At 48.4% G+C, this 13159-nt stretch carries 15 protein-coding genes and 1 riboswitch; of the genes, 7 read left to right on the plus strand and 8 right to left on the minus strand.

The genetic code is table 11. The annotated features are described in order from the left end of the window. Positions 1-231, plus strand: a 231-nt coding sequence (locus WIG73_RS07740; protein WP_337400003.1) for a hypothetical protein, incomplete at its 5' end; no start/stop codon positions are given. Between the two features lie 51 nt (positions 232-282). On the opposite strand, the gene WIG73_RS07745 is transcribed toward WIG73_RS07740, so the two are convergent. Continuing rightward, the gene (locus tag WIG73_RS07745; protein WP_337400004.1) at positions 283-1095 is read right to left on the minus strand and encodes a PocR ligand-binding domain-containing protein; all 813 of its coding nucleotides are present in this window, start codon (positions 1093-1095) and stop codon (positions 283-285) included. Positions 1096-1235: 140 nt separating this feature from the next. On the opposite strand from WIG73_RS07745, the gene WIG73_RS07750 reads away from it, so the two are divergent. After that, positions 1236-2684 carry an FGGY-family carbohydrate kinase gene (locus WIG73_RS07750; RefSeq protein WP_337400006.1) on the plus strand — a complete coding sequence of 483 codons (1449 nt, stop codon included), beginning with the start codon at positions 1236-1238 and terminating at the stop codon, positions 2682-2684. Continuing rightward, complete coding sequence (locus WIG73_RS07755; protein ID WP_337400008.1) at positions 2681-3511, plus strand: class II fructose-bisphosphate aldolase; 831 nt, start codon at positions 2681-2683, stop codon at positions 3509-3511. The genes WIG73_RS07750 and WIG73_RS07755 overlap by 4 nt, the downstream gene beginning before the upstream one ends. Positions 3512-3558: 47 nt before the next feature. Here WIG73_RS07755 and cysK read toward each other — a convergent pair whose 3' ends face one another. The 3 genes from cysK to WIG73_RS07770 all read right to left on the minus strand — a co-directional run bounded on the left by cysK (position 3559) and on the right by WIG73_RS07770 (position 6411). Beyond that, complete coding sequence (gene cysK, locus WIG73_RS07760) at positions 3559-4488, minus strand: cysteine synthase A (RefSeq protein WP_177679372.1); 930 nt, start codon at positions 4486-4488, stop codon at positions 3559-3561. A gap of 18 nt (positions 4489-4506) precedes the next feature. Further along, a complete protein-coding gene (locus tag WIG73_RS07765) occupies positions 4507-5793 on the minus strand; it encodes an O-acetylhomoserine aminocarboxypropyltransferase/cysteine synthase family protein (RefSeq protein WP_337400010.1) in 1287 nt (428 codons plus the stop codon). A 186-nt stretch (positions 5794-5979) separates the two neighbouring features. Then, positions 5980-6411: an Rrf2 family transcriptional regulator gene (locus WIG73_RS07770; protein ID WP_177679376.1), complete on the minus strand. Its 432-nt coding sequence runs from the start codon at positions 6409-6411 to the stop codon at positions 5980-5982. Between the two features lie 190 nt (positions 6412-6601). On the opposite strand from WIG73_RS07770, the gene mutY reads away from it, so the two are divergent. The 3 genes from mutY to WIG73_RS07785 are packed head-to-tail and all read left to right on the plus strand — an operon-like array spanning position 6602 to position 8250. Next, a complete protein-coding gene (gene mutY / locus WIG73_RS07775) occupies positions 6602-7651 on the plus strand; it encodes an A/G-specific adenine glycosylase (protein WP_337400011.1) in 1050 nt (349 codons plus the stop codon). 9 nt (positions 7652-7660) lie between these two features. Further along, entirely contained in the window at positions 7661-7786 is a 126-nt protein-coding gene (locus tag WIG73_RS07780; protein ID WP_283245363.1) for a hypothetical protein, read from the plus strand. Continuing rightward, positions 7783-8250, plus strand: a complete 468-nt coding sequence (locus WIG73_RS07785) for a VOC family protein (protein WP_337400014.1) — start codon at positions 7783-7785, stop codon at positions 8248-8250. The genes WIG73_RS07780 and WIG73_RS07785 overlap by 4 nt, the downstream gene beginning before the upstream one ends. Before the next feature lie 27 nt (positions 8251-8277). Here WIG73_RS07785 and WIG73_RS07790 read toward each other — a convergent pair whose 3' ends face one another. The 4 genes from WIG73_RS07790 to WIG73_RS07805 all read right to left on the minus strand — a co-directional run bounded on the left by WIG73_RS07790 (position 8278) and on the right by WIG73_RS07805 (position 12035). Then, positions 8278-9051, minus strand: coding sequence for a methyltransferase domain-containing protein (locus tag WIG73_RS07790; protein WP_337400015.1), 774 nt, complete (start codon positions 9049-9051; stop codon positions 8278-8280). Between the two features lie 12 nt (positions 9052-9063). Next, positions 9064-9444, minus strand: coding sequence for a DUF1987 domain-containing protein (locus WIG73_RS07795; protein ID WP_249311187.1), 381 nt, complete (start codon positions 9442-9444; stop codon positions 9064-9066). 17 nt (positions 9445-9461) lie between these two features. Continuing rightward, positions 9462-10025, minus strand: a complete 564-nt coding sequence (locus tag WIG73_RS07800) for a SiaB family protein kinase (protein ID WP_337400016.1) — start codon at positions 10023-10025, stop codon at positions 9462-9464. 72 nt (positions 10026-10097) lie between these two features. Then, positions 10098-12035: a SpoIIE family protein phosphatase gene (locus WIG73_RS07805; RefSeq protein WP_337400017.1), complete on the minus strand. Its 1938-nt coding sequence runs from the start codon at positions 12033-12035 to the stop codon at positions 10098-10100. A gap of 153 nt (positions 12036-12188) precedes the next feature. Continuing rightward, positions 12189-12411: riboswitch (cobalamin riboswitch) on the plus strand. A 142-nt stretch (positions 12412-12553) separates the two neighbouring features. Here WIG73_RS07805 and WIG73_RS07810 point away from each other — a divergent pair. Continuing rightward, on the plus strand, positions 12554-13159 hold a 606-nt coding region (locus WIG73_RS07810; RefSeq protein WP_337400018.1), incomplete at its 3' end, for a hypothetical protein.

Below are 13159 nucleotides of genomic sequence, written 5' to 3' on the forward strand. Positions count from 1 at the left end.
CCCGTACGGGATTACCACACGCCCCTCAAACGTGCGCGTCTGCCGATTCCGCCACAGGCGCATATTAAGTTTTTTCCTCTTGATTTTTACACGGGAGAGGTTACCCGAGGAGGAGCATATCGCTTAATCCTCATCTATGAAAACGGAAAAACCGTAATCAACAATAAATTCACCGAGGTGGAGGAAGCAAAGTCTAGCTCGTCTGCCAATTCCGCCACATCCGCACACTAATAAAAATTATAGCATATTCAGCCCCCAAATGTCAAGCAAAATTTAAATATTCTATTTGCGGTAGTTCCTGGGGGAAATGCCAAACTTACTTTTAAACACCCGGCTGAAATAGTTATAGTCGTCGAATCCCACGCAGGCGGAAACCTCCGCAACCGAAAGCTCGGTTTCCTTTAAAAGTCCGCGGGCTTTTTGAAGCCGAACCTCTTTAATGTAAGAGGCAATGCCAAAACCGCAGCTTTTAGAAAATGTGTCATACAATTTTGTCCGGCTGATACCCGTGCATTTGCACAAGTCCGAAATTTCAATCTGTTCCGACAAATGCACATCAATATATTCTTTCACCTTTTTTACAATCAGGCTGTCATCCGACTCTACAATGTCTTTCATTAAAATATAATTTGTGCAGATTTCCAAAAGCTTTGACGCCGCCAAAATCTGCCGTTTGCTTTTATATTTAATATTGCTGATGTCGCACAAAAGTCCATACTTGTTTAAAAGCACGCCCACAGAATCTTTCAGTTTTCCCTTGTCTTTCATATCCGTAATCTGCCCGAACATGACATATCCAATAATCCGGCGGCTGTTTTTTATAGGAGCCACACACTCCACCAAACCTGCGTGGCAGTTGTAAAATACAATGTCCTTTTCCGCCTTGCAGCGGACAAAGGCGGCCTTGTCGCTTTCAAGACATTTTTCGCTCAACTCCGGCGTTTGCCGCATTTGACGGCAAAAAGCGCACTTTTCCTCCGGATAGGCCATAATTTTTTGAAATTCGTCGTCATAAATCACAAGCCGAATTCCTGTCAGCGTATGGAACAGAACCAAAACATCTTTTAAGTTTTGCGTATCAATTTTTAAGCTCATAAGCCGTCCCGCCATGTACAAATTTACAATTTTTCGAATGAAATTACCTATTATTATATCACATTCTTTGATAAAATCAATAGTATTGCATATTGGAAACAATCAAACAGAAATAAATTTTAGGGTCAGGAGGCGGAAATATGCGAATTGGCGGATTAGACATTGGAACAAGCGGCTGTAAGGTGGTTTTGTTTGACGAAACCGGCACAGCCGTGCAGTCGGCCTATCGGGAATATGACGTAAACAGGAAGAACGGCCTGCACGAAATTGACGCTGAAGCCGTGTGGGAGGCGGTAAAAACCGTGCTGAAAGAAACAGCCTGTGAAGAGATAGGGGCTATTGCCGTTACCAGCTTTGGAGAGACCTTTGTCATGCTGGACGAAAACGACAGACCCGTTGGGCCGTCGATGCTGTACACCGACCCCAGGGGCGAGGCGGAGTGCGCATTTCTTACGGAACGGCTGGGTGCGGAAAGCATGGCCTATCGGACGGGCACAAACCCCCACCAGATGTATTCGCTGCCAAAAATTATGTGGATTAAGCAAAACTTGCCCCAGGAGTTTTGCAGGGTGAAACGGATTTTGCTAATGCAGGATTTTGTGGTTTACAAGCTTTGCGGCGCCGCACAGATTGACTATTCCCTGGCGTCGCGTACCCTTTGCTTTGACATAGAGAAAAAATGCTGGGACAAAGATATTTTAAACTGCGCAGGCGTTGACGCGCGGCTTTTGTCTACCCCCGTCCCCTCAGGAACGGCTGCCGGAACTGTTCAGGCGGAGCTGGCAGAAGAGCTGGGGCTTTCAAAAAAACTTTGCATTGTAACCGGCTGCCACGACCAGATTGCCGCCATGACAGGCGCGGCGGTGTTTGAAGAGGAGGCGGCAATGGACGGCACAGGCACGGTGGAATGTGTTCCCGTGGTGATGGACGCCGTTCCGAAAAACTATGAATTGTATCAGCTGGGCTATGCCGCCGCGCCCCACATAAACGGCAAGTTTGCCTGCTATGCACTGTCCTACGCCGGGGGCGCCACATTAAAGTGGTTCCGGGACAATTTTTCTCAAATGCCCTATGACGAAATGGACAAACAGGTGCCGGCCGGCCCGTCGGGGTTGCTGATTTTGCCCCACTTTGCAGGGGCGGCCACGCCGTATATGGACATTAACGCAAAGGCGGCGGTAATCGGCCTGACCTTTGAGCATACAAAGTTTGATTTTTACAAGGCGCTGATGGAGGGAACAGCTTTTGAAATTCTGCTGAATTTAGAAACCCTGAAACGGTTTGCCATTGCGCCAAAAGAGCTGGTTGCAACAGGCGGGGGCGCGCGGTCCGACGTTTGGCTGCAAATTAAGGCGGATATTCTGGGACTTCCCGTAACAGCACTGCAAGGCGAAGAAATCGGCGCGGCGGGAACGGCCTATCTTGCCGGAAAAACGCTGGGGCTGTTTTCCGGCGGCATGGCGCCTGTAAAACGCAAAACTTTTTATCCCAACGCGGAAAACCACGCACAGTATTTAAAACAGTTTGAAACATACTGCAAACTATATTCTTCCATCAAGAACTTAAACGAAAGGGGACAAGAAACATGATTGTATCATTGTCAGATATTTTAAAAACCGCGGAGGCGGAGCAAATTGCTGTCGGCGCTTTTAACACACCGAATTTAGAAAGCCTGTTTGCCATTATAAAGGGAGCGGAGGAGCTTAACAAGCCCGTCATCATTATGCACGCCCAGGTGCACGAGGAGATGGGACTGTGCAAGCTGTTTGACATGGCGCCGCTTATGGTGTTCACGGCGGACAGGGCCTCGGTTCCTGTGTGCGTACATTTAGACCACGGAACCGACCTGGGCTATTTAAACCGCGCCCTTGAACTGGGCTTTTCCTCGGTGATGTATGACGGTTCAGAGCTAACCCTGGAGCAAAATCTTGCCAACACCGCCATTGCGGTGAAAATGGCCAGCCGCTACGGCGCTTCGGTAGAGGCGGAAATTGGAAGCATGGGCGCAAGGGAAGCGGGAGAAGGCGGCGGAGAGAGCATTTACACAGATCCGCAAACCGCCAAAACATTTGTTGAAAAAACTGGAGTCGATGCGCTGGCCTGCGCCTTTGGCACGGCCCACGGCATCTATCTGGAAACGCCAAAGCTGGATTTTGAAAGGCTGGAAAAAATTCACGAGCTGATTGATGTGCCCATTGTAATGCACGGCGGCTCCGGTGTGAGCCGCGAGGACTATTTAAAGGTAATTGAGCGCGGCGTGAGAAAAATTAACTATTATACCTACATGGCAAAAGCCGGCGGAACGGCTGTTCAGAACTTACCGGACAAAACCTTTTTCCACGATATTGCCGTCTGCGCCGAAAAGGCCATGCGGGAAGACGTAAAAAATGCGATTAAAACGTTTTCAAAACTGTAAGGTGAATACAAAAATAAAGCGCGGCCTTTTGGCCGCGCTTTGTTTCGTTAGTCGAACATGGGGGTTGACAAATACCGGTCGCCGGTGTCGGGCAGCAGGGTAACAATGGTTTTCCCTGCGTTTTCCGGCCGCTTTGCAAGCTCCACCGCGGCAAACACCGCCGCACCGGAGGAAATGCCTACCAAAATGCCCTCTTTTCTGCCGACGGATTTTCCCGCCGCAAAGGCTGCACTGTTTTCCACCTGAATAATTTCATCATAAATTTCGGTGTTCAGCACCTTAGGCACAAACCCCGCGCCAATACCCTGAATTTTGTGGGGCCCGGCCGCACCGCCGGAGAGCACGGCGGAAGCCGCCGGTTCCACCGCCACAATGGAGATGGCAGGATTTTTCGACTTTAAAAACTCGCCCACGCCGGTAATGGTGCCGCCTGTACCTACGCCGGCCACAAAAATATCTACCTTACCGTCGGTGTCCTCCCAAATTTCCGGCCCTGTTGTAAGGCGGTGAATTTCCGGGTTGGCCGGATTGGTAAACTGACTGGGGATAAAGCTGTTGGGAAACTGGCTCATGAGCTGATTTGCCTTTTCAATTGCACCGTTCATGCCCTTTGCCCCGTCAGTAAGCACAAGCTCTGCGCCAAAGGCCTTCATGAGCTGGCGGCGCTCAACCGACATGGTTTCCGGCATAACAATAATAATTTTATAGCCTCTTGCCGCCGCAACCGATGCAAGGCCAATGCCTGTGTTGCCGCTGGTGGGCTCAATGATTACTGTGCCCGCGTCAATTAGGCCTTTCTTTTCCGCGTCGTCCAGCATGGCCATGGCCACCCGGTCTTTCACCGAGCCGGCCGGATTAAAATATTCCAGCTTTGCCAGAATCCGCGCCGATAGGCGGTGTTCCTGTTCAATGTGGGAAAGCTCTAAAAGCGGCGTTCTGCCGATAAGTTCATCTGCCGAATGAAAAATTCTTGCCATAAATAACGCTCCTTCAATCTAAATTTTATCAAATCCTTGCTTTAAGTCGTCAATTATATCGTCAATATGTTCTGTTCCAATAGAAAGCCGCACGGTCTGCGGTGTGATGCCCGCTGCCAGCAGCTCCTCTTCCGAGAGCTGGGAGTGGGTGGTAGATGCCGGGTGAATCACCAGCGATTTCACGTCTGCCACATTGGCCAGCAGCGAAAAAAGCGTTAAGCTCTCCGTAAACTTTTTCGCCTGCTCTTCGCTTCCGTCAAGCTCGAAGGTGAAAATGGAGCCGCCGCCATTTGGATAATACCGGTTATAAAGCTCCTTTTCGCGCCCGGCGGAAAGGGAAGGGTGGTGCACCCGTTTCACCTTGGGGTGCTTTTTCAGAAATTGAACTACCTTAAGCGCGTTTTCCACGTGACGCTCCACCCGCAGGGAGAGCGTTTCAAGCCCTTGCAAAAGCGCAAAGGAATGAAAAGGTGAGATGCACGCCCCGGTGTCTCTCATTAAGGTTGTGCGGATTTTCATAATATATGCCAAATTTCCGCAGGCCTCAGTGTAAACAATTCCGTGATACGACGGGTTGGGCCGGGAAAGACCGGGAAATTTGCCGTTGTCCCAGCAAAATGTGCCGCCGTCTATAATGGCGCCGCCCATCACGCTGCCGTGCCCGCCGATAAATTTTGTGGCGCTGTGCACGACTACATCCGCCCCGTGCTCAATCGGACGGAACAGGAAAGGCGTTGCAAAAGTGTTGTCAACAATCACAGGAATTCCGTTTCGGTGGGCGAGGCTTGCTACGGCCTCTAAATCTATTATATCCGAATTGGGGTTTCCAAGTGACTCTAAATATACCGCTTTTGTATTTTTTTGAATGGCCTTTTCAAAATTTTCCGGTTTGCTGCCGTCCACAAAGGTGGTGGTAATGCCAAACTCCGGCAGTGTGTTGGCAAACAGATTATATGTACCGCCGTAAACCGATTTCGACGACACAATGTGGTCGCCGCATGCCGCAATGTTCTGCACTGCATAGGCAATTGCAGCGCTGCCAGAAGCTGTGGCCAGGGCCGCTGCACCGCCCTCTAAGGCCGCAATGCGCTTTTCAAACACGTCTGTGGTGGGATTCATCAGCCTGGTATAAATGTTCCCGCCCTCTGAAAGGGCAAACCGCCCCGCCGCCTGGGCGCTGTTTTCAAAAACATACGACGTGGTGGCATAAATGGGCACAGCCCTTGCGCCTGTTGCGCTGTCGGGTTCCTCCTGGCCTGCGTGCACCTGAATGGTTTCAAATTTATATTGTTTTTTCTCTGTCATATTAACCGTTCCTTTCAAATTATAAATGTTGTTTTGCATTCCTCACAACACACATTCGACCGAAACGGAAATTCATGCGGAGCAGTGCTTCAAAAAGAAGTGTCACACAAATCCCACCTTTCCTATAGGTTTATAGTGATTATAACACGAATTTCCTATCTTGTCAATAGGGAAATATAAATTTTTTTAAATCACATAGTCGCCGCCACCGTGGTTAGGAAAGGCGATGTCGGCTAAGGTAATTCCCTCAAAAAAACCGTCAATCATTTTGTCCAGCCGTTGCCACATGGGCAGGGTTTTGCAGTCCGATGCGTTTTTACAGCTGTTCGAGTCCTCCGCCAAACAGCTCACCGGCGCTAACGACCCCTCAGTTACTTTTAAAATGCTGCCCACGGTGTAATGCTCCGGCGTCTGAGTCAGTTTATAGCCGCCGCCTTTGCCGCGAAGCCCTTCCAGCATCCCCGCCTTGGTCAGCATGGAAATAATGTTTTCTAAATATTTTTCCGAAATATCCTGTCTGCCTGCAATGTCTTTCAGCGGAATAAACCCGCCTGTGCTGTTTTCCGCCAAATCAATCATTACCCGCAGCGCATAGCGCCCTTTCGTCGAAACCAGCATAAATTTATCTCTCCTTTTCCGTAGTTTCTTAATTCCTATTATACTACAGGTTTTATGGGAAATCAAGCAAAAGTTTGACAACTACCATATTTTATTGTACAATAAAATTGGGTTTTTATAATAAGATTTCAATAAAAACTTTTGCAAAACAAAAGTTACGTATTAAGGCGTATAACAATAGGAGATCCAAATGGAAGAAACAATACAAAAACAAATTGCCCGCCTGCCGGAAGCACTGCTGGCCTGGTATGAAAAAAATGCACGGCCCCTGCCCTGGCGGGAAACGACCGACCCCTACCGCGTGTGGCTTTCAGAAATTATGCTTCAGCAAACGCGGGTTGAGGCCGTAAAACAATATTACACAAGGTTTTTAAATGCCCTGCCCACCATATCCGCTTTGGCCGCCGCGCCGGACGATCAGCTTTTTAAGCTGTGGGAGGGGCTGGGCTATTATACCCGGGCAAAAAACTTAAAAAAGGCCGCAATTACCATTGTGGAAAAGTTCGGCGGCGTGTTTCCGCGAACGTATGAAGACATTTTGTCCCTGCCGGGCGTGGGGGACTATACCGCCGGAGCGGTGGCGTCAATCTGCTTTAATCTTCCCACCCCCGCGGTGGACGGCAATGTGCTGCGGGTAGTTACGCGGATCACCGAGCTGTTTGCCCCCATTCACCAGCCCGCCGTGAAAAAGGAAATTTCCCGCGCGCTGGCGGCCTGCTATCCTAAGGGCCGCTGCGGCGATTTTACGCAAAGCCTCATGGAGCTTGGCGCAACGGTATGCATCCCCAACGGCGCGCCAAACTGCTCTGTGTGCCCGGCAAACGGCTTTTGCAGGGCATATGCAAACGGCACCCAGCTTGCGCTTCCTGTCCGTCCGGCAAAAGCCGCACGAAAAAAGGAAAAACGCACGGTGTTCTTGCTGAAATGCGGCGGAAAAATTGCGTTAAACAAACGGCCGGAGCAAGGGCTTTTGGCCGGCATGTGGGAATTGCCCAACGTTTTGGGCGCACTGACTGTGAATCAGGCCGCGTCAATGCTGGAAGAGGAGGGATTTGCTCCGGCGGATATTTTGCAGTCTGCAAAGCGCAAGCACATTTTCACCCACATTGAATGGGATATGACGTGCTACTGTTTTATGGTAAAAAACAATGTAAACTCCCTTACCTGGGTAACGCAAGACCAGCTTTTAAACGAAATTGCACTGCCCACAGCCTTTAAAAAGTTTTTAGAACTGATTTAGGAGAAGCAAATGAACAAAAACTGGAAACGGAAATTTTATACCATATGGACGGGACAGGCCATTTCCATTTTGTCCAGTGAGGTTTTGCGTCTGCCTCTGATGGGCACAAAAGAAAAAGGAGGAAATTTTAAATGAAATATCAGTGTCCGCTTTTAGCGGTAAAAGATTTAGAGGTTTCGAAACAATTTTATAAAGAGGTGCTTGGTTTAAAGGTAATTTTAGATTGCGGTGCAAATGTGACCTTAACAGGCGGGGTGGCCCTGCAGACTATAGAAACCTGGTCGGAATTTTTGCAGAAGGGCCAAGATGAAATTCGGTTTTGTGGTAACGACACGGAAATCTGCTTTGAAGAAGACGATTTTGACGGATTTATAAAAAAGCTGGAAGCATTAGGCTCCATCACCTATGTGCATCCCGTGTTCGAGCACCGGTGGGGACAGCGGGTGGTGCGGTTTTACGACCCGGACGGGCATATTATTGAAGTAGGCGAAAACATGAAGCTTGTGTGCAAACGGTTTTTAAACAGCGGCATGACCGTAGAGGAAACCGCACAACGTATGGATGTTCCCATAAAATATGTGAAAGCAAACGCAAAATAATAAGGAGGAAGCGAAACCGCTTCCTCCTTATTTAACAGCCGTGAAAAACAACCGCGGAAACCGGAAAATAATTTCACCGTTTTCCTGCACCGGATAGGCTTGTTTTACCTCATCAAACACTTCTTTGTAAAAGCGCGCGCGGTCAGCTTCGTCGGCCAGCGCGTTTAGATATGGACGCAGGCCTGTGCCTGAATACCATTCCATAATGGCATTATGCGAGGCCATGCGGTGGAAATAGGTCGTTTGCCACATGGTAAAATCGCTTGCATGTTCTGCCAGCAAATCGAAATATTCCCCCTGGGGCAGATTGTGAAACACCCGCGGTGTGCCCAGCTTTTCCCGCCACCTGTCACTTGCGGCCAGCCTGCCGATGATCTGGTGAATGGGCTCGTCATAGTTCATGGGCATTTGAACGGCCAGCACGCCGCCCTCATTTAAAACAGACAGCATGCTGGGGATCAGAGCGCGGTGGTTGGGAATCCATTGAATACAGGCGTTGGAAAACGCCGCGTCGAACGTTCTGTTAAGTTTATCTAAATCCTTTCCCGCGTCTAAAAGTAAAAACTCTATGTCGGGATATGTTTTTTTTGCGGTTTCAATCATATTCTCCGAAACATCAATCCCTAGAATTTTGGCATTGGGATATTTTTTGCGCAAAACAGCCGTGCTGTTGCCCGGCCCACAACCAATGTCTAAAATGGTTTCAGGATTTGCAAGCCCAATTTTTTCGGCCAAATCAACCGCCGGCTGTGTTCTTTGGGCGCGGAATTTTAAATATTGATCTGCGTTCCAGTCTGCCATGATAATCTCCTCCTAATCGTGCAGCACAATGTGAAAGTTTAGCTCTCTTACCTCGGCGGCAAAATCTTCGCCGCACTCTATGTTAATTTCGCTGTCTGCCGCCGCAATCCAGTTCACCGTTACGTTTTTTCCGTTTTTCGCGGCGTTTTCCATCATTAAAAACATGTTTAAAAGCAGTTTTGCAGTGGAGCTGTTAAAATATTTCAGCTCACAGTCAAACACAAATTGTTCAAAATCGCTTTCCAAAAATGATTTCAGCCACCCGGTGATATCCTGAAAAAACTCCGTCACATTTTCGTGAAAGCACTCTCCCTGAAAATGCATATATCCCTTTTCCTCGTCAATTAAAATATACGGCGTTGAGCCGGTTTTCTCCAATTCTAACCGATACATTCATCCATCCTCCTTATTTAGTCAACCGTCACAAACAATGTAAAGAACGTATCGCCGCTATCTAAAGGCGTAAAACGATACTCAATTTTTGAGCTGGCTCTGCGGGCAATTTCAATCAGCCCAATGCCGGCCCCCTGGCTGTCCGGGTCGTCGTTTTCAGCGCGTATCTTTTCCCGGTAGATTTTGCGCAGTTCCTGTTTGTCCAGGGTGTTTAAATAATCAATTCTTTTCTTCATTGCTTCAACCTGGCTGTTTTTCATTTTATTACTGCATTGTATGTAATACTGCTTGTCCCGAATTCCCAGCATAAACACGCCGGAAGCAACCTGAAATTGTTTCCCCGTGGCTTCATCAAGCAAAAGTTCTTTGTCTGCAGCGTAGTAAAGAATGTTAAACATCTGCTCCACAAAGATGGAGAAGACAGAATGAGCAGTAACCACCGGCAGCTCTTCGAACTCCAGGCGCTTTCTCAGCGTCTGGCCAATGCCCTCAACGCCGTCGGCCCAGATGGGGCCGTTATAAATGAAACAGATGTGGTTTTTCTGCACCATTTTGTAACAGTCATACAGGTTATCAATCATAAGAGCGATCCTCCCTAAAGCTCAAAAAGGTCAATTTATTTCTCCCGCTCCGTTCGTACGGTTAAATACACTTTAAAGTTTAAAGCCAATCAGCGTGATGTCGTCCCGCTGGGTTTCACCGCCCATATAGCGCTCAAGCGCTGCCCACACGCTGTCCACCGTATTTTGGCAAGGTGCACCATAATTTTTTTTCACCGTCTCGCGGAATTTGGAATATCCATAGGGAAGTTTTTTCTCTCCCCCCACCTGCTCAAACAGCCCGTCCGTTGCTGCAAAACACTCGCAGCCGTTTCCGGCCTCAATAATGATGGTTTCAATTTGCTCTGCGCCGGAAATGCTTCCATCGCCTAAGGTAATACGCTGTCCCTTAATCGTTTTAACATCTTCCCCGCGGCGGCACACAAACACGTGGATCCGTGCAGACGACAGGCGGATATTTCCATCATTTCCAATAAAGAAAACCGCAATATCTGCGCCGTCGCGAATGTCGCCGGCACCGATGTTTTTCCCAGCGTTTAAGCTGCCGGCAAGCCGCCGGTCGAGAGCATATAACACCTGGGCCGTGTCGCCGCAGTTTTGCTCGGTTACCAAAGCGTCCAGCGCCGTCACCACAATCATGGACAGCAGCGCGCCGGGCGTTCCGTGGCCCGTGCAGTCGCACAGGCAAAGCACCGCGCCGGTTTCAAACTGTTTCAGCCAGTAAATATCGCCGCCTACCAAGTCCCGGGGTTTCCAGAAAATGCCGCAGTCCTGAAAAACAGCGTCAAATGCCTGCCGCGGCGGGAGCAGTGTGTTTTGAATTTTCCTTGCGTAGTTCATGCTGGACATAATGCTCAAATTGTTTTCTTTTAAAGTGCGGGCCTGATTTTTCAGCCGCTCCGACTGTTCCACAATCTCGCCCATCTGCATTTTAATTGCCGCAGCCATTTTGTGAATGCCCCCGGCAAGGGCGACAAACTCCGGCGTGGAATTCACTTTTACCGCCACGTCCAGGTTTCCGTCGGAAATGGCGCTTAGCCCTGCGTTTACAATGTCTATGTCGTGTATAATTTTTCGCTTTAACAGCACATAAATTGAAAGAATGATAATGAACCCCAGCAGCACGCTGCTAACCGCTGCCGCAATGCTCTGGTTTTTCCGTTCGTTCATCAGGCTCGCCCGGGAAAAGCTTACCTCTGCCAAATAGTTGCGCACTGGGGCATACACGGCGAAAACCCGTTCTCCGCTGCGGGAAAGCCATACTCCATTCGGGTCTTGTTTCCCGTCCTGTGCGTCCTGCGCGGTTTGCAAGGCGGCGTCTTTCACTCCTAAGTCGGAAAAGGTTTTTCCAATCAGGCGGCTGTTCGTATCTCCCACAACCGCTTGAGCTGATGGGTCGAACACCGTAACGTTGGTTCCGTCGGGAACATTAAAATTGTCAATTACCACATTTATCTGGTTATTTTTCAGTGCCTCGTCCAGCACCTGGGGCCGTACACCCACCTGAACAACACCCGGCTCGTCCTGCCGGGCCACGCCGATATATTGAAACAGCTTCCCCTCATATCCGTTTGGGCGGGGTTCCTGGGCCAGCGCAAAGGTTTTGTCTGTTATACCGTCTAAAAAGGGCCGCGTCTGGTCTGTGGAATCAAAGTCCATGCCATGATACTCCGGAACCGTTCCCCATCTTAAAATTCTGTTTTTGTCAATCACATGAATTTCGTCCACTTGCAAAACATCGGTCAGCCGGTTCAGCTCGTCGAAGCTGTCTAAAATCTTTGGGTTCTGGGCAATAATTTCTCCCAGCGCCCTGGCCCTGGCAATATAATTTTCATTCAGGCTGTTTACCAAATTGCCTATTACTTTGTCGTTGGCGGTTAGCCTGTCTACAATCTGCGTCACATAATCTGCGGCTTTTTGCTCCGCTTTTTTTTGGGCGAACTGCTTTTGAATAAAAAAATTGCCCGCCAGCGTAATGCCAACTGTAACAACCATAATCACCAAAAAATATTTCACGAATATCTTTTGCATAGAGCGTCCCCCCCTTTGTGTATTAAACTCATTATAGCACTCCTGTTCGCCAAATTGCAACGCTTTATGCATTTTTTGTAATATTTTCTTTTTATGAAAAAACTTGTATTGTATTGACAAGAAGAAATTTATGGAGTAAAATAATAAATTGACAATTCAATATTCGTATGATGTGTCGCATATTGCGTGCAGCTTTATGCGGTGAAAAGGGAATCAGGTTAGAACCCTGAACAGTACTGCTGCTGTAAATGCCGAATGTTTTATGCTTGACGGTGAAAACCGGTCACTGGGAAACTGGGAAGGCAAAGCATAAAACGCAGAGCGATTGCTCTATAAAGCATGAGTCAGAAGACCTGCATTGATGTCGAACCGTGTTTGCCGAATAGGGCATAGGTACGATAGCTTTTTTTGCGTGCGCAAAAAAGTACGAAATCACAGAAAAACAGCTGTGATACCAGATAGATTTCATTTGGTATCACAGTTTTTTTTATTCTATTCATTCTAAGGAGGAAGAAATTATGAAAAGAAAAATACATGGACTGCTTGCTTTATTGCTAACGCTTTCCATGCTGACAGGTATGTTTCCCGCAACGGCATTTGCTGTTTCAGCATCTGCCGCGGAGGCAACGGTTTATCTAACCGTAAGCAATCAGGGCTTACTTGCAGCGGATAACGACGGCAAGGCAATGGCAAACAGAGAGGTTACCGTTACCGATAGAAACGGAGACGGAAAGCTTAGCTATGAAGAAGCGCTTGTAGCTGGGCATGAAACATATCATTCCGCTGACGGCTATTCTGCACCCGGCGGATATGTAGGGAAGCTGTGGGGAATTGAATCCGCAAACACTTTGTTTTTTGTAAACAATCAGGGTTTGGCCACAGGTGTAAGTGTCGATACCGTAGCAAACGGAGACCGGCTTGTTGCGTCTATAAACAAGGATAATGTGTATTATTCGGATTGGTATTCCTTCTTTGATGCAACAGAAAAAACGGTAACTGCCAACGAGGAATTTTCCCTTATTTTAAAAGGACATCTCGGTATGGCGTGGACAGACGCGGATAAAGCGGACACTGCGCTTGAAAACATTTCTATCGGCGTATGGGAAAACGGCACTTTTTCTGCA

This window comes from Congzhengia sp. (genome assembly GCF_037235575.1).
GTDB lineage: Bacteria > Bacillota > Clostridia > UBA1381 > UBA9506 > Congzhengia > Congzhengia minquanensis.